At 68.5% G+C, this 19,684-nt stretch carries 19 protein-coding genes; 8 read left to right on the top strand and 11 right to left on the bottom strand.

Annotation, left to right across the window (positions count from 1 at the left end):
- Positions 1-14: 14 nt before the first annotated feature.
- The 3 genes from H7I57_RS01980 to H7I57_RS01970 all read left to right on the top strand — a co-directional run bounded on the left by H7I57_RS01980 (position 15) and on the right by H7I57_RS01970 (position 2,381).
- Positions 15-365 (top strand): histone-like nucleoid-structuring protein Lsr2, encoded by a 351-nt coding sequence (locus H7I57_RS01980; RefSeq protein WP_264021585.1) that lies wholly within the window; start codon positions 15-17, stop codon positions 363-365.
- A gap of 129 nt (positions 366-494) precedes the next feature.
- Positions 495-1,493: an acetyltransferase Pat gene (pat, locus tag H7I57_RS01975; protein ID WP_264021584.1), complete on the top strand. Its 999-nt coding sequence runs from the start codon at positions 495-497 to the stop codon at positions 1,491-1,493.
- Between the two features lie 81 nt (positions 1,494-1,574).
- Positions 1,575-2,381, top strand: coding sequence for a shikimate 5-dehydrogenase (locus tag H7I57_RS01970; protein ID WP_275080773.1), 807 nt, complete (start codon positions 1,575-1,577; stop codon positions 2,379-2,381).
- Positions 2,382-2,390: 9 nt separating this feature from the next.
- Here H7I57_RS01970 and lpqN read toward each other — a convergent pair whose 3' ends face one another.
- Positions 2,391-3,086, bottom strand: coding sequence for an envelope biogenesis lipoprotein LpqN (gene lpqN / locus H7I57_RS01965; protein ID WP_264021580.1), 696 nt, complete (start codon positions 3,084-3,086; stop codon positions 2,391-2,393).
- Positions 3,087-3,299: 213 nt separating this feature from the next.
- On the opposite strand from lpqN, the gene H7I57_RS01960 reads away from it, so the two are divergent.
- Genes H7I57_RS01960 through H7I57_RS01950 form a run of 3 tightly spaced genes read left to right on the top strand, consistent with a single transcriptional unit; the run spans position 3,300 to position 6,243 of the window.
- A complete protein-coding gene (locus H7I57_RS01960) occupies positions 3,300-4,835 on the top strand; it encodes a PE-PPE domain-containing protein (RefSeq protein WP_264021579.1) in 1,536 nt (511 codons plus the stop codon).
- A 45-nt stretch (positions 4,836-4,880) separates the two neighbouring features.
- Complete coding sequence (locus tag H7I57_RS01955) at positions 4,881-5,540, top strand: DUF5642 family protein (RefSeq protein ID WP_264021578.1); 660 nt, start codon at positions 4,881-4,883, stop codon at positions 5,538-5,540.
- Positions 5,541-5,568: 28 nt separating this feature from the next.
- Positions 5,569-6,243: a DUF5642 family protein gene (locus H7I57_RS01950; protein ID WP_264021577.1), complete on the top strand. Its 675-nt coding sequence runs from the start codon at positions 5,569-5,571 to the stop codon at positions 6,241-6,243.
- Between the two features lie 2 nt (positions 6,244-6,245).
- On the opposite strand, the gene H7I57_RS01945 is transcribed toward H7I57_RS01950, so the two are convergent.
- Positions 6,246-6,854, bottom strand: a complete 609-nt coding sequence (locus H7I57_RS01945) for an alpha-ketoglutarate-dependent dioxygenase AlkB family protein (protein WP_264021576.1) — start codon at positions 6,852-6,854, stop codon at positions 6,246-6,248.
- A gap of 33 nt (positions 6,855-6,887) precedes the next feature.
- On the bottom strand, positions 6,888-7,322 hold the full coding sequence (soxR, locus tag H7I57_RS01940) for a redox-sensitive transcriptional activator SoxR (RefSeq protein ID WP_264021575.1): 435 nt from the start codon (positions 7,320-7,322) through the stop codon (positions 6,888-6,890).
- 47 nt (positions 7,323-7,369) lie between these two features.
- Between soxR and arcA the strand changes: the two genes are divergently transcribed.
- Entirely contained in the window at positions 7,370-8,578 is a 1,209-nt protein-coding gene (arcA, locus tag H7I57_RS01935; RefSeq protein ID WP_264021574.1) for an arginine deiminase, read from the top strand.
- Between the two features lie 94 nt (positions 8,579-8,672).
- On the opposite strand, the gene H7I57_RS01930 is transcribed toward arcA, so the two are convergent.
- Entirely contained in the window at positions 8,673-10,223 is a 1,551-nt protein-coding gene (locus H7I57_RS01930; RefSeq protein WP_264021573.1) for a dolichyl-phosphate-mannose--protein mannosyltransferase, read from the bottom strand.
- 85 nt (positions 10,224-10,308) lie between these two features.
- Here H7I57_RS01930 and rsmI point away from each other — a divergent pair, with 85 nt between their 5' ends.
- On the top strand, positions 10,309-11,145 hold the full coding sequence (gene rsmI, locus H7I57_RS01925) for a 16S rRNA (cytidine(1402)-2'-O)-methyltransferase (protein ID WP_264021572.1): 837 nt from the start codon (positions 10,309-10,311) through the stop codon (positions 11,143-11,145).
- Here the strand turns inward: rsmI and H7I57_RS01920 are convergent.
- From H7I57_RS01920 to metG, 7 genes are all read right to left on the bottom strand, one after another.
- Complete coding sequence (locus H7I57_RS01920; RefSeq protein WP_264021571.1) at positions 11,128-12,363, bottom strand: aminodeoxychorismate synthase component I; 1,236 nt, start codon at positions 12,361-12,363, stop codon at positions 11,128-11,130. The two genes, rsmI and H7I57_RS01920, sit on opposite strands and share 18 nt — an antisense overlap.
- A gap of 44 nt (positions 12,364-12,407) precedes the next feature.
- Positions 12,408-13,304 (bottom strand): RNA polymerase sigma-70 factor, encoded by an 897-nt coding sequence (locus H7I57_RS01915; protein WP_264021570.1) that lies wholly within the window; start codon positions 13,302-13,304, stop codon positions 12,408-12,410.
- Positions 13,301-14,482, bottom strand: a complete 1,182-nt coding sequence (locus H7I57_RS01910) for an NAD(P)/FAD-dependent oxidoreductase (RefSeq protein WP_264021569.1) — start codon at positions 14,480-14,482, stop codon at positions 13,301-13,303. The genes H7I57_RS01915 and H7I57_RS01910 overlap by 4 nt, the downstream gene beginning before the upstream one ends.
- Before the next feature lie 106 nt (positions 14,483-14,588).
- Positions 14,589-15,506, bottom strand: a complete 918-nt coding sequence (gene sigJ / locus H7I57_RS01905; protein WP_264021568.1) for an RNA polymerase sigma factor SigJ — start codon at positions 15,504-15,506, stop codon at positions 14,589-14,591.
- The gene (locus H7I57_RS01900; protein WP_264021567.1) at positions 15,503-16,714 is read right to left on the bottom strand and encodes an NAD(P)/FAD-dependent oxidoreductase; all 1,212 of its coding nucleotides are present in this window, start codon (positions 16,712-16,714) and stop codon (positions 15,503-15,505) included. Before H7I57_RS01900 ends, sigJ begins: the two co-directional genes overlap by 4 nt.
- 64 nt (positions 16,715-16,778) lie before the next feature.
- Entirely contained in the window at positions 16,779-18,128 is a 1,350-nt protein-coding gene (gdhA, locus tag H7I57_RS01895; protein ID WP_264021647.1) for an NADP-specific glutamate dehydrogenase, read from the bottom strand.
- An 8-nt stretch (positions 18,129-18,136) separates the two neighbouring features.
- Positions 18,137-19,684: a methionine--tRNA ligase gene (gene metG, locus H7I57_RS01890; protein ID WP_264021566.1), complete on the bottom strand. Its 1,548-nt coding sequence runs from the start codon at positions 19,682-19,684 to the stop codon at positions 18,137-18,139.

Raw genomic sequence — 19,684 nt, 5'->3', positions numbered from 1 at the left:
GATGAGGAGCTGTTATGGCCGAGGTAATCGTCCGCCAACTGATCGATGATATTGACGGATCTGAAATCCGCGAGGGCGGTGGTGAGCGGGTTGATTTCTCGTTTCGCAGGGCGGACTATCAAATCGACCTATCCGCGGCGAATATCGCCAAACTCGAAAAGGCGCTGAAGCCGTACATCGATGCGGCGGCGAAGGTTCGAAGTGGTGGTCGCGCTCGCCGCGCAAAGCTCAACGGCAGCGGCAAGTCGTCACCGGAGCAACTGGCGGCGATTCGTGACTGGGCTCGTAAGAATGGGCACGAGGTCGCGGATCGCGGGCGCATTAAATCTGAGATTGTCGAAGCATTCGACGCAGCGCATAGCTGATTCCCGAAGACCGTGATTGCGGCGACAATAGCGGGTCCGGGGTGATCACGACTTCGTCCGGAGATCAGACGCGCAGGTCGCCGCGCCCGGGTTCTTGCCCGCCATCACAAGCCGCCGTAACCTCGTGACGTGTCCGGCCTGACCGCTGTCCGAGCCGATGACCTCGCCGTCCTGGACGTCTTCGCGGGAACGCCGGTCGAGGCTCTCGGCCCGCTGGCCGCACAACTGCGGCCGTTGTCGGCCGTGGCGGGTCAGGTGCTGATGCAGCAGGGCGAACTCGCGGTGTCGTTTCTGTTGATCGCGTCCGGTCGCGCCGAGGTCACCCACACCGGTGTCGACGGTCACGACACCGTCGTCGAGGTGACACCCGGCCTGATCGTCGGTGAGATCGCGCTGCTGCGGGATGCGCCCCGCACCGCGACCGTGGTGGCCACCGAACCGCTGACGGGCTGGGTCGGCGGTCGTGAAGCGTTCGCCACCATGATCGAGATCCCGGGGATCATGGACAGGTTGGTGCGCACCGCTCGTCAGCGCGTCGCCGCGTTCGTCACCCCCATCCCGGCGCGGATGCGTGACGGTTCCGTCCTATACCTGCGCCCGGTGCTGCCCGGCGACAGCGAGCGCGCCGTGAACGGGCCGGTCGAGTTCTCCAGCGAGACGCTCTACCGCCGTTTCCAGTCGATCAGGACGCCGACGAAGACCCTGATGGACTACCTGTTCGCGGTCGACTACCTCGAACATTTCGTGTTCGTGCTGACCGACGGAGTCGACGGTCCGGTGGTCGCCGATGCCCGCTTCGTCCGCGACGAGGCCAACTCGGCCGAAGCCGAGGTCGCGTTCATCGTCGCCGACGCGTACCAGGGGCGGGGCATCGGCACCTTCCTGATGAGGGCCATCTCGGTGGCCGCGGGATACGACGGTGTGCGGCGCTTCACCGCGCGGGTGCTCAGCAACAACCAGGCCATGCGGGCGATCCTCGACCACTTCGGCGCGACCTGGCACCGCGACGACCTCGGCGTCGTCATCACGGAGATCGATGTGCCCAAACCCGACGACCTCCCGTTCCCGCCCGAGTTGACCCGGCAGATCCGCGATGTCGCCCGACAGGTCATCCGGGCGGTCGGGTGAGCGCGAGCGGCCGGAGAGCCGCCACGTGAGGGCCAGCGGCCGGAGGGCCGCCACGTGAGGGCCGGCGGCAGGAGGCCGCCATTGAGTAAGGACACCCGGCTGTGCATCTCGCTGGCGGGGCGGCCGAGCAACATCGGCACGCGCTTTCACAACCACCTCTACGAGGTGCTCGGCCTCGACTTCGTCTACAAGGCGTTCACCACCACCGACATCGTCGCCGCGATGGCAGGGGTGCGTGCGCTGGGAATCCGTGGTTGTTCGGTGTCGATGCCGTTCAAGGAGGACGTGCTGAGCCTCGTGGACGAGGTCGAACCGTCGGCGTCGGCGATCCAGGCGGTCAACACGATCGTCAACGATGACGGCCGGCTCACCGCGTCCAACACCGATTACCTTGCGGTGCAACAGCTTATCGATGAACACGGGCTGACCACGCAGCAGACGGTGTTGATCCGGGGAAGCGGCGGCATGGCCAGTGCTGTCGGGTCCGCGTTCGCCGACCGCGGTTTCGCTTCCGGTGTTGTCGTCGCGCGTAACCCGGTGGCCGGACCGGCGCTGGCCGATCGGCTCGGCTACGAGTACGCCGGAGACGTCGGTGCGCGCACTGCGGACGTCATCGTCAACGTCACCCCGATCGGCATGGCCGGTGGGACCGAAGAACACGACGTCGCGTTCGCCGACGAGACAATCCGCAGGGCGCACACCGTGTTCGACGTGGTTGCGCTGCCTTCCGAGACCCCGCTGATCACCGCGGCGCGCGCCGCGGGCGTCGACGTCATCACCGGCGCGCAGGTGATCGCGCTGCAGGCCGCCGAACAGTTCGAGCGCTACACCGGGGTGCGCCCTACCCCGGAGCAGATCGCCGAGGCGTCCGCGTTGTCGAGGGCCTGAAACCCCGGATCAGGGCGTGATCTTGGCCTGCTCGTCGATGGCGGCGGTGGCGTCCATCAGCGGCATCGCCTGGTCCTCGGTGCCGTCGGCGTTGAGCTGCAACACATAGAGGCCGTCCTGGCCGGGGATCACCACGGTCTTCTGTGCGATCATCCGGGTCACGCCGTCTCTGACGTACATGCCGCCGATCTGTGTGGCGTCGAACCCGCTGAGCTCGCCGGGCTGACCCGTGTCGGGCCCCTCGAAGCCTTCCAGGTTCTGGATCTCACCCGGCGCGTACTCGAGGATCTTGGCCGGGTCGACATTGCCGGTCAGCTTGGAGACGATCGCGATGATCGTCGGCGGATCCTGGGCCATCGCCGGGTCGGCGGTGAACACGATGCCGCCGTACGCCCATTCAGGAGTGTTGGGGCCCATGTCCTCCCAGCCGTCAGGGAAGGGCAGGTCGATGGTCGGGGCGCCTGGATCGCCGCGCTTCACCGGGGCCTCGGTGATGTTGTTCTCTTTGATGTAGTCGACGATCGTTTTCGCCGGCCCAGCGGCCTCGGCCGACGTGGGGGGCGCCTCGCTCGAGGTTGTCTCGGACTCCGTCGCCGACGTGGCGGTCGACTCCTCTGTCTGGGTGTCCGACCCGCAGCCCGAGAGGCCGATTCCGAGTGCGACGGCCGCGATGGCGATGACGCCTGCCCGCATGGGGATGGTCATGTCGTCTCCTGTTTCGTCGGCCCCGTGGCGTCGACGCCGTCTGCGCGCGACCAAAGGCCGGATCGCGACGCAGCATAACCGCCAGGAACGGAGATCTCACGGATAAGGCACACGAATCCGCTCGGTCAGATGTGTCGAATTGGTCATTTCGCTCCGGCGGCGCCGCATTCAGGTGCATCATCGGTTTGCTGCTTGTGCAAAGGTGGGTCGGGTATGCAGCCGGTAATTCGTTCTGTCGCGGCGATCTTCCTCGCGTTAGGCAGCGTCCTGGCGGTGTCGGCGTCGTGGGCGATGGCCACCGCAATACCGTTGCTGGCGGCGAACACCAGTGCGCTCGTCATGGGCGGCACCTTTCACTCGCTGATGGGGCCTGCCGACAAGCCGGATTTCGTCGCCTCCTACCTCGACAACGCGGTGAGCAATCACCTCGATTCGGCTTTCGGGGACCCGCTGGACAACGCCGTCGCCGTGTTCACCCCGGAGGAGTTCTTCCCGCTCGGCCGGCTCACCCTCGACGAATCCGTCGCGTTGGGTCTGGCCAACCTGCACCTGTGTCTGTCGGCCGACGCCGGCTGTGTGGTCAACGACGACCCCGCCGCGGCGGCGGAAGTCGGCTCGGTCGCGCCGACGCCCGAGGATGCGTTGATGGTGTTCGGGTTCTCGCAGAGCGCGATCATCGCCTCGCTGGCCAAACAGAATCTGATCGACGGGTACGAGCCCGGCGACCCGGTCATTCCGTTCATGCTGGTCGCCAACCCGATGCGGCCCAACGGTGGCGTGCTGATGCGCGGCGAGGGCTGGCCGACCATTCCGATCATGGGCATCTCGTTCACCGGCGCATCACCGACCGACAGCGCCCAGTTGCCCGACGGAAGGTACGTGAACCCCACGGTCGACGTCGCCAGGCAGTACGACGGCCTCGGTGGAGATTTCCCGGTCCGTCCGCTGAACCTGATCGCGTTGGTCAACGCGCTGCTGGGTTATGCCCTGCTGCACAGCCCCACCGTCGACGTGCCGTTCGAGCAGGCGCGGTACCAGGGTCGAGAAGGCGACACGACCTACTACCTGATCGAGACCGACATCGTGCCGCTGCTCCAACCGCTGGCGTTGTTCGTGCCGAAACCGATCCTCAAGGCGCTCGACGCACCGTTGCGGGTCCTCATCGAGGATGCCTACGAGCGCGAGATCGGCCCGGGCACGCCGACTCCGTTCAGCTGGTGGCCGACCCACGACCTGTTCGGGCTGACGGCGAACCTGCTCAAGTCGCTGCCGGTTGCCGTCGACAACCTCTTCGAGGGATTCGGCCTGCACCGGGTGCTCGGCACCCAGGCGCCGGGCGCCTACGGCGTCGGGGGGCCGGACCTGCCCGACGCCGCCGATGTCGCAGCGCCGCCGGACACGGCATCTCAGCGTGTGGGCCCGGAATCGCCTGAGCCGGAAGCTGTTCCGTCGTCGGAGGCCTCCGACAGCGACACCCGATCCGGCACCGAAACCCTCACCGACACCGCATCCGCCGATCCCGTCGGGCCGGTCGAGCCCGCCGAGCCTGTCGCGCCCCCGATCGACGAGCCCGCGGTCATCGACCCGGCTGACGACATCGAAGACACCGGCGACGCTGCCGACGAACTCGACCCTGAGGTGTCGACACCGCCCGACGAAGCCGAGGAGGAGTCCGCCGCCGACACTGCGGACACCGACTCGTCCGCCGCGACCGAGGATGCCGGCGATGACGAGGCCGACGCGGCCTGAGCGTCGCGACGGCTCCCGGCGGCGACGGCGTGGTATCAACGGGCCGTGAGGGTGTTCGCCGTCTGCGCACTGGCGGTGCTGTGCGCCGCCTGCGGCACGCCACCCGAACCCGCGCCCCCGTCGTCGACGACGACAGCGCGCGCCGTCGAGATCAATCCGGCCAGGATCGAGCGGTCCCGCGACCAGTTGCCCGACGGCTACGAGGTCGCCGGATACAGCGGATCGCCCGCGCCGATCACGTTGTGGGGCTTCGGCGATGCGGCGGTTTCCGAGCCGCCGCAGTGCGGGGCGCTGTCGGCCCCCGCCGTCGACCCCGCGACCACCAGGGGGTGGTCGGCGTCGGGGCCCGGAGGGATCGTCTACGCCGTGGTGAGCCGGGCGGTGCCTCCCGAGACGCCCACCGCCGTGCTGCTCGCCGAGTGCCCGCAGTGGACGGTGAGCTCGGGCCACACGACCGGGACGGTGTCGGGGCGGACCGGGCCTGCCGTCGATGCGGCGCAGACCGTCGCGATGAGCACCGCCGCGACCACGGTCGTCGAGGGTGGTACGGAAACACGTTCGCACGCAGAGACGTTCGTCGCCTATCTGGACGAATACGTCTGCCTGGTTGCCGTCGTCACCGATCCCGGCTCGCCCTATCCCGCGCTGGAGGCCGACTTCGCGGCGGGCCTGCTGACCGCGGTCGTGTCGTCGCTGCGGGGTTGAGGCGGGTGGCGCAGGTACATTGGCGGCGATGTCCAACGCGAAGATCATCCGCGCCGCGCCGGCCCTGGCGGCGTGCGTCGGGCTGGTGACCGGTTGTGGTCCGGGGGAGGCGGAGGATCTCTCGCAGGCCGACATCGCCAACGTCGGCGAGCTCGAGTCCAGTTTCGCGCCGCCGTTCATGGTCGAGACCGTCGGACCGGCGGCGATCGATCCGCGGCTCCTCGGGCCGCAGACGCTGCCCCCCGGCCTGGCCTTCGATCCCGCCGACTGCGGCAAGTCGGCCAGCCGGGAAACGCTCCCGCAGGGAGTCCAGGGCAACATGGCGGCGACCACGGCGGAGGGGGAGGGCGTCCGCTTCATCGTCATCGCGGTCGAGACCTCCGAGCCGGTACCGGTGAACACGCCCGCCGAACAGTGCCGGAAGGTGACGTTCACCGGAGCCGGGGTCCGCGGCGAGGTCGAGGTCGTCGACGCGCCGCAGATCGACGGAGTGCACACCGTCGGCACCCACCGCGTCCTGCGGACCGCCACGCCAGAGGGGCCGCGGACCGGCGAGATCTACAACTACGTCGCCAACTTCGGCAACTTCATCGTCATCGTGACCGCCAACCCGCTCGTGATCGCCGACAAGCCCGTCGCCCAGGTCGACACGCAGCGGGCGCGTGACCTCGTCACTCAGGCGGTCGACCTGGTGAAGGGCTGAGCTCAGCGGACGTCGTGGGGCCGGAACTGGATGCTGATGCGCGGCCCGGTGGGCCTGGCCGTCTTCGGGATCGAATGCTCCCACGTGCGCTGGCACGATCCGCCCATCACCAGCAGGTCGCCATGGCCGTGCCGCAGACGCAGCGAGGGCCCGCCGCCCCGGGGCCGTAACGCGAACACCCTTGTGGCCCCGAGGCTCACGATGGCGACCATGGTGTCCTCAGTGCTGCTGCGGCCGATGTTGTCGCCATGCCAGGCGACGCTGTCGTTGCCGTCGCGGTAGAGGCACAGCCCAGCCGTGACGAACGGTTCGCCGAGTTCGCCGGCGTAGGCATCGTTGAGTCGTCGCCGGAGTTGCTTGAGGCGCGGGTGCGGCGTCGCGGCGTGATCCGCGAAATCGATGAAGCTGACCAGGCGGGGAACCGCGAGCACCCTGTCGTACATCTGGCGGCGCTCGGCGCGCCACGGGATCGAATCGCGCAACTCGGCGAACAGCGCATCGTCACAGGTGTGCGGGGACAGCCACCCGGAACGAACCTCCAGCCACGCACCGTTGCCGAGGTCGCGACGGTCGGCGTGGTCGAACAGAGAGCTTTGCAGCGCCGGCTCCATGAGCCAAAGTCTATCGCACAGGCGTTCGAAATCTCAGAGCCGGACGGCGCCGGGCCCTTGCCCGGCGAGCGCGTCCCCGGGGTTGGCCAGCGCGCAGACCTTCAGGCTGAGGCACCCACAGCCGATGCATCCGGTGAGGTTGTCGCGCAACCGCTGCAGATGCACGATGCGGTCGTCGATATCCTGCCGCCAGCCCGCGGACAGACGCGCCCAGTCCTTGCTGGTGGGTACGCGATCCGACGGCAGCGTCGACAATGCGTCGCGAATCCGCGACAGCGGGATGCCGAGGCGCTGCGACATCCGGATGAAGGCCACCCGTCGCAGGGTGTCGCGGCTGTACCTGCGCTGGTTGCCGGTGGTTCGCCTGCTGGCGATCAGGCCCTCGCGCTCGTAGAAATGCAGTGCCGAAACCGCAACCCCGCTGCGGACCGACATCTCACCGGGCGTCAGCTCGTGTGCCATGTCCATGACCTCAACCATAGTTGAGGTGGCCTTTTGGGGTTACGGTGCTAGATGTGACGGACGCTGTGTTGGGGTGCAATTCGGAGGTCGGCACGCTGCGGGTCGTCATCCTGCACCGGCCGGGACCCGAATTGCAGCGGCTCACACCACGAAACAACGACACGCTGTTGTTCGACGGCCTGCCGTGGGTGGCCAGGGCCCAGGAGGAGCATGACGCGTTCGCAGCGCTGCTGCGGTCGCGGGGCGTCGAGGTGCTGCTGCTCGGTGACCTGCTGACCGAGGCGCTCGCCAACAGCGGCGCGGCGCGCATGCACGGAATCTCGGCCGCGGTCGACGCCCGACGGCTGGGTCTGCCTCTGGCCCAGGAGCTCTCGACGTATCTGCGGACCCTCGGCGCGGACGCCCTTGCGCACGTGCTGATGGCCGGCATGACGTTCGACGAGTTGCCCTTCGGGGAGAACGAACTGTCGCTGGTGCGGCGCATGCACCACGGCGGGGACTTCGTCATCGACCCACTGCCCAACCTGCTCTTCGCCAGGGACTCGTCGTTCTGGATCGGGCCGCGCGTGGCGATCACGTCGCTGGCACTGCCTGCCAGGGGGCGTGAGACGTCGCTGACCGACGTGATCTACGCCCACCATCCGCGGTTCCTCGGCGTGCGCCGGGCCTACGAGTCACGATCGGCGCCCGTCGAGGGCGGCGACGTGCTCCTGCTGGCGCCCGGGGTGGTGGCAGTGGGCGTGGGCGAGCGCACCACCCCCGCGGGCGCGGAGGCGTTGGCCCGCACCCTGTTCGACGACGGCCTCGCGCACACGGTGCTGGCGGTGCCGATCGCGCAGGAGCGTGCCCAGATGCACCTCGACACCGTGTGCACGATGGTCGACACCGATGCGGTCGTGATGTACCCCAACATCGTGGACTCGTTGACGGCGTTCACGATTCGCAGTTCGTCCGGCGGAGTGAAGATCGACGGCGCGGCGCCGTTCGTCAACGCCGCGGCGGAGGCGATGGGCATCGGCAAGCTGCGGGTCATCGACACCGGCCTGGACCCCGTCACCGCGGAGCGCGAGCAGTGGGACGACGGCAACAACACGTTGGCGGTGGCGCCCGGCGTGGTGGTGGCCTATGAGCGCAACACCGAAACCAATGCCCGCCTTGCCGATTCGGGCATCGAGGTGCTGCCCATCTCCGCCTCGGAGCTCGGCACCGGCCGCGGCGGGCCCCGGTGTATGTCGTGCCCGGTCGCCCGCGACCCGCTCTAGCCGGTTGGGGACTTTCGCGAACGTGCATTCCCTGTCGCGAAAACGCGGCGGCGACTACAGTGTGTGCACGCTCGGCGCAGAGGAGTGAAATCGCCTACCGCCACGAGGGCAGCCAGATCTGCATGTTCCAGGTGTGCTGCGAGATCGGCAGACCCGTGAGGATCGGGTACATCCACGCGAAGTTCGTGATCACCAGGGCGACATAGAAACAGACGACCAGCAGCCCGAGCGTTCGTCGCTCGGCGTTCTGCCCCGGTTTGTAGAGGATGTCGCCGAGGATCATGGCGATCATCATCACCAGGAACGGCGCCATGGTCGACGCGTAGAAGAAGTACATCTGCCGGTCGATATCGGCGAACCACGGCAGGAAGCCCGCGTTGTACCCCACCAGCAGCGCCGCGTACCGCCAGTCCCGCTTGACGAACGCGCGCCACACCGCCCACGCCAGTATCGGCACCGCGATGAACCACATCGCAGGGGTGCCGACCAGCATCACGGCCTTGACGCACGACTGGGCACCGCACCCTGGCACGTTCTCGGTGTCGATCGCGTAGAGCACCGGCCGAAGCGACATCGGCCACGTCCACGGCTTGGACTCCCACGGGTGATGGTTGCCGTCGGCGTTGGTCAGCCCGGAGTGAAAGCGGTACGCCGCGTAGGTGTAATGCCACAGCGAGCGCAGCGCGTCGGGAATCGGCACCACGCTGTCGGGGCCGATGGACCGGCCCACCTCGTAGCGGTCGATCCCCGTCTCGGAGGCGAACCACGGCGTGTACGACGCCAGGTACACCCCGAACGGGATCAGCACCAGCGCGTACAGCGACGGGCCGACATCGCGGCGGAACACCCCGAGCCACGGCCGCGGAACGCGGTACTGCTTGCGCGCGGCGATGTCGAACGCCACAGTCATCAAGCCGAAGAACATCACGAAGTACAGACCGGACCACTTCGTGGCGCAGGCCAGCCCCAGCAGCACACCGGCGCCGAACCGCCACCACCGAACCCCCAGCCGCGGGCCCCACGGTGTCTCGCCGATACGCCCTTCGAGCAGGGCGACGTGCATGCGCTCGCGCACCTGATCGCGGTCGACGATCAGGCAGCCGAACGCGGCGACGACGAACATCGTCAGGAACCCGTCCAGCAAGGCGGTGCGCGCGGTGACGAAACTGACCCCGTCGGCGATCAGCAGCAGACCCGCGACGCCGCCGACGAGCGTGGATCTGCTGATGCGGCGCGCGATCCGCACCACCAGGAGCACCAGCACGACGCCGCACACCGCAGTGGAGAACCGCCAGCCCAGCCCGTTGTAGCCGAACAGCGCCTCGCCGATGGCGATCAGCTGTTTGCCCACCGGCGGATGCACCACGAGCCCGTAGCCCGGGTTGTCCTCGATGCCGTTGTTGTGCACCATCTGCCAGGCCTGCGGCGCGTAGTGCTTCTCGTCGAAGATCGGGGTGCCGGCGTCGGTGGGTGACCCCAGATTGAGGAAGCGCGTCACCGCAGCAAGCGCGGTGACGACCACGGTCATCACCCAGCCCTGCAGCCGGTCGAGCGGACCGAAATCCGCGGCGGGCACCAGCGGCCCTGGGCTGATCACGGGAGCCGACCGGTGGCGAACAACGAGTTCGTCGGTCGGGACACTCACGCCTGCGATCGTAGGCTGTGCTGATGACGATCCCCCGGTCGCTACGCTCTCCCCGGCCCTACGGGCGTGGGCCCAACCCGCCGAAATGACCGCCGGCCGACTGCTCATCGCTGCCACGCCGTTGGGTCAGCCGTCGGATGCCTCGGCGCGGCTGGTGCGGGCCCTGGGCAGTGCCGAGGTGATCGCCGCAGAGGACACCAGGCGGATCCGCACGCTGGCGCAGGCGCTGGAGGTCCGCCTCGCGGGCAGGGTCGTCAGCCTGTTCGACCAGAACGAGGCGTCCCGGGTGCCTGCTCTGGTCGAGGACATCCGTGGCGGCGCGACGGTGTTGCTGGTCAGCGACGCCGGGATGCCGCTGATCAGCGACCCCGGCTACCGGCTGGTGTCGGCGTGTGTCGACAACGACCTCACCGTGCAGTGCCTTCCCGGCCCGTCCGCGGTGACGACGGCCCTGGCCGTCGCAGGCCTGCCCTCGGAGCGGTTCTGCTTCGAAGGTTTCGCGCCGCGTAAGCAGTCGGCACGCACGTCCTGGCTGCGGACGCTGGCCGCCGAACCGCGGACCTGCGTGTTCTTCGAGTCGCCCCGCAGGTTGGCCGACTGCCTGCGCGACGCCGTGGAGGTCCTCGGGCCCGAGCGGCGGGCGGTGGTCTGCCGGGAGCTGACGAAAACCCACGAGGAGGTCGTGCGGGGCTCGATCGGCGAGCTCGCCGACTGGGCCGCCGGCGGCGTGCTGGGTGAGATCACCGTGGTGCTGGCCGGGGCCACCCCGAAGGCCGATCCCGACGCGCTGGTGGCCGAGGTGAACCGGCTGGTCGACGACGGCTTGCGGGTCAAGGACGCCTGCGCCCAGGTGATCGCCGCGAATCCGGGAGCCCCGTCACGCCGCGAGCTCTACGACGCGGTGCTACGCGCGCGTGACTGAGGCGGGCGCGCTGATGATCGGCGCCGCCTTGTGCAGGCACTCGTCCCACTCGCGGGCCGGGTCGGAGTCCGCGGTGATGCCGCCGCCGACGCCGAGCACCGCGGTGCCGTCGGCGGCGAACTCGACCGTGCGGATGGCCACGTTCAGCTCGAGGCCCGCGATCGGTGACGCCAACCCGACTGTGCCGCAATAGACCCCACGCCGATGCGGCTCCCATCCGGTGAGCAGTTCCCGCGCCCGCGCTTTCGGTGTGCCGGTCACCGACGCCGGTGGGAACATCGCGTCGAGCACCGCGGTCATCGGCAGGTCGACCGGCACCCGCGCCGACACGGTCGACACCAGGTGCCAGACACCCGGCGCCGGCCGCAACGCCAGCAGTTCGGGCACCGTCACCGACCCGGTGCGCGCTATCCGGCCCAGGTCGTTGCGGACCAGGTCGACGATCATGATGTTCTCCGCGACGTCCTTGACCGACGTGCGCAACGCGGCGGGGTCGGCATGAGCAGGCAGCGTGCCCTTGATCGGGCTCGACGTCATGGCCTCCCCGCACCGGCGCAGGAACAACTCCGGTGACAGCGACGCCACCGCGCCCCACTGTCCAGCGACGTAGGCCGCCCGGGCCGGATCGGTCCGGGACACGGACTCGGCGAAAAAGTCGATGGCCGTTCCGTCGAGCGTTCCGGTGAACTGCGTGCACACGCAGGCCTGGTACACCTCGCCTGCCGCGATGGCCTCCAGGCAAGCCAGCACACCCCCGTGATGTGCCCGCCGATCGGCCTCGCCCCAGGTGATGGCGGCGTGGCGATGTTCCGGAACGACGTGCAGCGCGTCGGTAACCCACTCGGGAAGCGCTGCACCGGAAAGGCTTTCGTGCCACCAGGCGCCGTTGCGGTCACATCGCAGGACGCAGTCCGACCAGCCGCCCGCGGCGACCGGGATCCGCGGACCCAGCCCGTCGGCCGCGGGGTCCGGATAGGACAGGTAGCCGAACCAGCCGCCGCCGACGGGGCCGTCGGCCCGGCCGCCGGGCGTCACGTCGAAGACGTCTTCCGCAGGCACCTCGGACGCGGTCAGCGTCGGCGCGATGACGGCGCCCGATCCGAACCACTCACCGATCAGCGCGGCGGGGGGCGCGAGGCCCAGGCGGCTCGCCGCCGTGGCCAGTGCGCAGAGCACCGACGGGGGGTCGCCCAGGCCGGTGAGTCGCTCGATGCGCACCGCCTAAGCCTTGCACGCCTGACCGGCCCCGGCCGTGACGTGGGCTATCGGCTGATGCGCCGGGGCACGGTGACGGTGCTCAGCTTCTCGGGGTTGCGCATCGCGTAGAAGTTGGTGATCTTGCCGTCGATCACCTCGAACGACACCACGCCCTCGAGGTGCTCGCCGAGATAGAGCAGCAGCGCGGGTGCGCTGTTGTAGACCGCGGACTCCACCCTGCCCTCGGCGCCTGCGAGTCGCACGAAGCCCAGGATCAGACGCGCGACCCGGTCCGCGCCCGAAACCGGCCTGCGGGCCGCGCTGACCTTGCCGTCGCTGTCGGCGGTCCACACCACGTCCGGCGCCAGCATGGCCATCAGCCCGTCGAGGTCACCGGTGGCCGCCGCGGTGAAGAAGCGCGTGGTGATCTCGGTGGACACCTTGGGGTCGACGGGCTCGAACCGCTTGCGTCGTGACTGCACATGTTCGCGTGACCGGTGCGCCATCTGGCGCACCGCGGCGGTGGACTTGCCGATCGTCGAGGCGATCTCGTCGTGGGAGAACCCGAACACCTCCCGCAGCACGAACACCGCACGCTCGTCGGGGCTCAGCGTCTCCAGGACCACCAGCATCGCCATCGACACGGATTCGGCAAGCACCACATCGGCGGACGCGTCCTGTTCGGTCAACAGCGGCTCGGGCAGCCACGGGCCGATGTAGTCCTCGCGGCGCCGGGACTGGGCCCGCAGCGCGTTCAACGACTGCCGGGTGACGAGCTGGGCGAGGTAGGCCTTGGTGTCGGTGATCCTCGACAGGTCCACCTCGGCCCATCGCAGGTAGCTCTCCTGCAGGACGTCGTCGGATTCGGTTGCGCTGCCCAGGATTTCGTAGGCGATCGTGAACAGCAGCGGCCGCAGGGCGGTGAATCGTTCGACGTGTTCGTCACCCGGCTTGGTCGTCATCGGATCTGCACCCCCTCGGCCGCGGCGATCTGCTCGGTGCGGTCGGGTCCGTTGGGTGACTTGTAGGAACCCGGCTTGGTGGCTTCTCCGGCCAGCCACTTGAGGGTCCACCGGCACACCTGCTCCTTGACGAACGCACCCGCGCGGCCACCGACGTAGATGTTCATCGGCGTGTCGTCCTTGCGTTGGATCTGCACGGTTCCGGCGCCGCGGCCCAGGCTGATGCACTGTCCCGTCATCGGGACCGTCGCGTCGGCCGCCTCGGTGCCCGCGATCCGGGCCAGCACGGTGTCGGCCGCCTGAGCGCCGAGCGGAAGGCCCGCCTGGCAGCTCATCCGGTAGGGAAGCCGTGACGGCGACGCGGCGTCCCCGGCGGCGACGATGTACGGACTGTCCAGCGAGGTCAGCGTCTCGTCGGTGACGACACGACCGTCGCCGTCGGTGGTCAGGCCGCTGGCGGCGGCCAGGCCGGGCACCCCGAAGCCCGCGGTCCACACGGTGACCGCGCTCGGCACCGCGCGCCCGTCGGCGAGCACCACCGCCGATGCGGTCACCTCGGTGACCATCGTTTCGACGACCGCGACGCCGAGCCTGCGCAGCCGCTTGGCCACCGACCGCCGTCCCGGTTCGCTCAACGACGGGGCCAGTTCGCCGACGAGCGTCACCGACCGGCCCGCCTCCGCGAACTCCGCTGCCGCCTCGATGCCGGTCAGCCCGCCGCCGACGACGACGATCGGCGCCGACTGAGGCACGTCGGCCAGCCGCCCGCGCAACCGCTGCGCCTGCTCCAACTCGGCCAGCGGGAAGGCGAATTCGACCGCGCCGGGAACCGAGGTCGGCACCACCCCGGTGCTGCCGACCGCGTACACCAGATAGTCGTAGTCCATCGTCTCGCCGGAACTCAGAAAAACCTGACGGGCGGCGGCGTCGATCCGTTCGGCGCTGTCGACGACCAACTGCACGCCGTCGTTGAGGACCTTGCCGAAATCCGCGACCGCGACAGTGCTGTCTGGCCGGCCATCGGCGGCAAGCTGATGCAGCCGGATCCGCTCCACGAACTGCGGGCGCGGGTTGAGCAGTTTCACGCGCACATCGTCACGTGACTTCAGTCGGTTGGCCGCCATCACACCGGCGTACCCGCCGCCGATCACCAACACGGTGGTCTGGTTCGAGGTCATTCTTCTTGCTCCTTCGAGGTTTCCCGGCCCATCGTCGGGCCGGTCTGACCTCGAGACACCTCGCATCATCGGAGTGTGACACCATCTGGGCCGGCTGTGGTGGAGATCACTGTCTGCTGAGCTTCCTGGGGATCGTGATCCCGGCGAGCTTGTCCGGATTCACCACCGCGTAGAAGTTGGTGATCTTGTCCTCGACGACTTCGACCAGGAACATTCCCTGCAGGCGGTCGCCGCTGTAGGCGAGGACCGCGGGGGCGTTGTTGTAGACGGCCGTCTCGACGCGAAGGTCGGGAAACACCTGCGGCGCCACCCGGAAGAAGCTCGCGATGAGTGCCGCAACCCGCTTCGCGCCCACCACCGGCCGCCGAATCGCCTTGGCCTTGCCGCCGCTGTCGGCCGTCCACGTGACATGCGGCGCAAGCAGGCCGAGCAGACCGTCGACGTCGCCGGTGTGAGCCGCGGCCAGGAACCGTTCGGTGATCTGTGCCGTCCAGGCGGTGTCGACAGGCCCGAACCGTTTCCGGCGCGCGTGTACGTGTTCCCGTGCACGGTGCGCCATCTGACGCACCATGGCGACGGACTTCGTCACCGCGGAGGCGATCTCGTCGTAGTCGAAGCCGAAGACCTCGTGCAGCACGAACACCGCGCGCTCATCGGGGGTCAGCGTCTCGAGCAGAATGAGCATCGCCATCGAAACCGATTCGGCCAGAACGATGTCGGCGGAGGCGTCGCGGTCGTCGAGCAGCAGCGGTTCGGGCAGCCACGGGCCGACGTAGTCCTCCCGTCGACGCGTGCGGGTGCGTACCGCGTTGAGCGCCTCCCGGGTCACCAACTGCGCCAGAAACGCCTTGGAGTCCCGTACCGTGGCGAGGTCGACATCCGCCCAGCGCAGATAGCTGTCCTGCAGCACGTCGTCGGATTCGGTTGCCGAGCCAAGGATCTCGTAGGCGATCGTGAACAGTAGCGGCCGCAGGTGGGTGAAGCGCGCGGCGTGGTCACCGTCGGCCGGGCCGGTGGTGGTCACGTTCCCGCGACCTCCTCGAACGCGCGCTGCCCCGGCCGGGGTGCGCCCTTGGCGAAATAGGCGGAGCCGGGCTTGCCGGCCTGGCGGCGCAGGCCCCAGATCGTGCCCCTGCAGATGATCTCCTTCACCGTCGCGGCCACGCGACCGCCGAGGTAGGCGTTGATCTGCGTGTTGTCGCTGCGGCCGAACTGCAGGATGCCGGCACGGCGGCCGAGGCTGGTGCACGAGTTGCCCGCGAAGCCGTACTCCAGCACCGCCGGTTCGGCACCCGCGATCCGGCTGAGTACGGTGTTGCCCGCCTGCGGCCCGAGTTGTGAGGCCGTCGCGCAGCACATCCGCAGGGGAACTCCCGACGGTGACGCGCAATCCCCGGTGGCGATGATCCGGGTGTCGGAGACGCTGGTCAGCGTCTCGTCGGTGAGCAGGCGACCCATGGCATCGGTGCGCAGTCCGCTGGTGGCCGCGAGATCGGGTACGCCGAAGCCCGCGGTCCAGATGGTCAGCGCGCTCGGGCGGACGGCGCCGTCGGCGAAGACCACCGCGTCGGGGCGGACTTCGGTCACCACGTCGGATTCCAGCACCGCGACCCGCAGCTTGGCCATCACCTTGGCCACCGATCGGCGGCCCGGCGCGGACAGCGACGGTCCCAGCCGGCCGCCGCAGACCAACGTGACCCTGCGGCCCTGCTCGGCGAGCTCGGTGGCGACCTCGATACCGGTCAGCCCGCCCCCGACCACCGTCACCGGTGCGTCACGGTGTAGCTCGACGAGTGCATCCCGTGCCCGTTGCGCCTGCTCCAACTCCGCTACGGGATAGGCGAATTCGGCGGCGCCGGGCACCGCCGCCGGGACGGCACCGGTACTGCCGACCGCGTAGATGACGTAGTCGTACTCCAGCGCCCGTGCCGACGCCAGTGCCACGGTGCGGGCGACGGTGTCGATGCGGGTCGCGGTGTCGACGACGAGTCGGACGCCCTCGCCGAGCAGCGTGCCGTAGTCGACGCTCGCGTCGTGGTTACCGGCCAGCAACTGGTGCAGGCGGATCCGCTCGACGAATTTCGGGCGGGGGTTGACCAGCGTGATGTCCGGCGTTTCCCCGTCACCGCCGACGAGCAGTTGGTTGGCCGCCAGCGTTCCGGAGTAGCCGCCGCCGATGACGACGACTTTGGCGCGTGCGTTGTGCGTCTTGGATGCGGTGAAATCAGTCATGCCCTCTAGACACCGCGGGGTGGCCGGGCGTGACAGATAGTGATGTGTGTCACACCTGCCATGATCAGACCACGCCGAGGGCCAGCATCGCGTCGGCCACCCGGATGAACCCGGCGATGTTCGCCCCGGCCACGTAGTTGCCCGGTTGGCCGTACTCGTCGGCGGTGACGAGGCAGCGGTTGTGGATGCGGCGCATGATCTGTTCCAGCCGCGTCTCGGTGTCGGCGAACGTCCACGAGTCCCGCGACGCGTTCTGCTGCATCTCCAGTGCGCTGGTGGCGACGCCACCCGCGTTGGCCGCCTTACCCGGTGCGAACGTCACGCCGGCTCCCGCGAAGTGCTTCACCGCGGTGGGCGAGCACGGCATGTTCGCGCCTTCGGCGACGATGCGGCAGCCGTTCTCGATCAGCGCGAGCGCTTCCTCGCCGTTGATCTCGTTCTGCGTGGCGCAGGGGAGCGCGATTTCACACGGCACGTTCCACACGTTGCGGTCCTCGACGAAGTGCGCTCCGCCGCCGCGCATCTCGACGTAGTCGGCCACCCGGCCCCGACGCACCTCCTTGATCTCCTTGAGGATGTCGAGATCGATGCCCTTCTCGTCGACGACATAGCCGCTCGAGTCCGAACAGGCGACCACGATGCCGCCGAGTTCCTCGATCTTCTCGATCGCGTAGATCGCGACATTGCCCGAACCTGACACCACGGTGCGTTTGCCCTCGAAGGTGTCGTTGCGGGCGTGCAGGATCTCGTTGACGAAGAAGACCGTCCCGTAGCCGGTGGCCTCGGTCCGGACCTGCGAACCGCCCCACGTCAACCCCTTGCCGGTGAGGGTGCCGGACTCGTAGCGGTTGGTGATCCGCTTGTACTGCCCGAACAGATAACCGATCTCGCGCATGCCGACGCCGGTGTCACCGGCAGGCACGTCGGTGTATTCACCGAGATGGCGGTACAACTCGGTCATGAACGACTGGCAGAACCGCATCACTTCGTCGTCGGAGCGGCCCTTGGGGTCGAAATCGGCGCCGCCCTTGCCGCCGCCGATCGGCATGCCGGTCAGCGAATTCTTGAAGATCTGTTCGAAGCCAAGGAATTTGACGATGCCGAGGTAGACCGACGGGTGGAAACGCAGGCCGCCCTTGAACGGGCCCAAAGCGGAGTTGAACTCGACGCGGAAGCCGCGGTTGATCTGGACGGTTCCGCGGTCGTCGACCCAGGGCACCCGAAAGATGATCTGGCGTTCCGGTTCGCACAGCCGCCGGATCACTTCGGAGTCGACGTACTCGGGGTGCTTCTCCACCACCGGTCCGAGGCTGTTGAGCACCTCGTACACGGATTGATGGAATTCGCTCTCTCCTGCGTTGCGCCTGGCGACCTCGTCGTAGAGGTCGTGCAATTTCTCGTGTAGTCCGTTCACTTTTCGAGTCACTCAGCCTGGTAGCGGGGGAACACGCCGGCCGGGGCCGGTAGGGCAGTGCCCGGCTCCAGTCGGGTGCTGACAGCGGCGAAGGTCCTTTCGTCGGGGTGCTGGCCGACCAGGTCGAGCAGCTTGGCCATCGTCTCCGGCATCACGGGCTGGCTCAGCAGCGCGGCGATGCGCACCACCTCGAGCGTCGTGTAGAGCACGGTGCCGAAGCGCAGCCGAGCCTCGTCGGTGTCGGTCTTGCGCAGCACCCACGGTTCCTGCGCGGAGAAGTACCGGTTGGCCGCGCCGAGCACGGACCAGATCGCCTCGAGTGCCAGGTGCATGGCCGTCGCGTCGTAGTGGCTGCGCACCCTTTCCAGCAGTGCGTCCGCGGCCGCGAGCAGTTCGAGGTCGTCGGCGCTGAACTCGCCGGGCTGCGGCACGACGCCGTCGAGGTTCTTGGCGACCATCGACAGCGAGCGCTGCGCGAGGTTGCCGAACTCGTTGGCCAGGTCGGCGTTGATGCGGCCGATGATGGCCTCCTCGCTGTAGCTGCCGTCCTGGCCGAACGGCACCTCGCGCAGGAAGAAGTAGCGCACCTGATCCAGGCCGAACGTGTCGACCAGGTTCACCGGGTCGACGACATTGCCGACGGACTTGCTCATCTTCTCGCCGCGGTTGAGCACGAAGCCGTGCACGAAGACCTTCTTGGGCAGCTCGATGCCCGCCGACATCAGGAACGCCGGCCAGTACACGGTGTGGAACCGGATGATGTCCTTACCGATCATGTGCAGATCGGCCGGCCAGAACCGGCGGAACAGTTCCGAGTCGGTGTCGGGGAAGCCGACACCGGTCAGGTAGTTGGTCAGCGCGTCCACCCACACGTACATGACGTGGTCGGGATGACCGGGCACCGGGACGCCCCAGTCGAACGTCGTGCGGGAGATGGAGAGGTCGCGCAGCCCGCCGGAGACGAAGCTGACGACCTCGTTTCGCCGCACCTCGGGTTCGATGAACTCGGGGTGCTCCGCGTAGAGGGCCAGCAGTCGTTCGGCGTACGCAGACAGCCGGAAGAAGTAGGTCTGCTCCTCGGTCCACGTCACCGGGGTGCCGGTCTCGGTGGCCATCCGGATCCCGTCGGGGCCGACGGTCGTCTCGGCCTCGGTGAAGAAGCGTTCGTCGCGTACCGAGTACCAGCCCGAGTAGACGTCGAGGTACACGTCGTCCGCCGCGACCATCCGGCGCCAGATCTCCTTGGACGCCTCGTAGTGGTCGGGGTCGCTGGTGCGGATGAACCGGTCGAACGAGACGTTCAGTTTGTTGTGCAGAGCCTCGAAGACATCCGAGTTGCGGCGCGCCAGCTCGGCGGTGGGGATGCCCTCCGCCGCCGCGGTCTCGGCCATCTTGAGCCCGTGCACATCGGTACCGGTCAGGAAGCGGACGTCGAACCCGTCGAGGCGCTTGAACCGCGCGAGGGCGTCGGTGGCGATGTATTCGTAGGCGTGCCCGACGTGCGGTGCACCGTTCGGATACGCGATCGCTGTGGTGATGTAGTACGGCTCGCTCAT

Source organism: Mycolicibacterium pyrenivorans (genome assembly GCF_025821625.1).
Lineage (GTDB): Bacteria > Actinomycetota > Actinomycetes > Mycobacteriales > Mycobacteriaceae > Mycobacterium > Mycobacterium pyrenivorans.
The sequence above is the reverse complement of the archived record's forward strand: the minus strand, read 5'-3'. Positions and strand labels throughout refer to the sequence as shown.

What these genes read in the sequence shown, in the direction of transcription:
- H7I57_RS01960 (WP_264021579.1), top strand. Translation starts at nt 3,300, where the DNA reads ATGCAGCCGGTAATTCGTTCTGTCGCGGCGATCTTCCTCGCGTTAGGC.
- H7I57_RS01915 (WP_264021570.1), bottom strand. Translation starts at nt 13,304, where the DNA reads ATGACGACCAAGCCGGGTGACGAACACGTCGAACGATTCACCGCCCTG.
- H7I57_RS01980 (WP_264021585.1), top strand. Translation starts at nt 15, where the DNA reads ATGGCCGAGGTAATCGTCCGCCAACTGATCGATGATATTGACGGATCT.
- H7I57_RS01950 (WP_264021577.1), top strand. Translation starts at nt 5,569, where the DNA reads ATGTCCAACGCGAAGATCATCCGCGCCGCGCCGGCCCTGGCGGCGTGC.
- lpqN (WP_264021580.1), bottom strand. Translation starts at nt 3,086, where the DNA reads ATGACCATCCCCATGCGGGCAGGCGTCATCGCCATCGCGGCCGTCGCA.
- H7I57_RS01900 (WP_264021567.1), bottom strand. Translation starts at nt 16,714, where the DNA reads ATGACTGATTTCACCGCATCCAAGACGCACAACGCACGCGCCAAAGTC.
- rsmI (WP_264021572.1), top strand. Translation starts at nt 10,309, where the DNA reads ATGACCGCCGGCCGACTGCTCATCGCTGCCACGCCGTTGGGTCAGCCG.
- soxR (WP_264021575.1), bottom strand. Translation starts at nt 7,322, where the DNA reads ATGGACATGGCACACGAGCTGACGCCCGGTGAGATGTCGGTCCGCAGC.
- H7I57_RS01910 (WP_264021569.1), bottom strand. Translation starts at nt 14,482, where the DNA reads ATGACCTCGAACCAGACCACCGTGTTGGTGATCGGCGGCGGGTACGCC.
- H7I57_RS01945 (WP_264021576.1), bottom strand. Translation starts at nt 6,854, where the DNA reads ATGGAGCCGGCGCTGCAAAGCTCTCTGTTCGACCACGCCGACCGTCGC.
- metG (WP_264021566.1), bottom strand. Translation starts at nt 19,684, where the DNA reads ATGAGCGAGCCGTACTACATCACCACAGCGATCGCGTATCCGAACGGT.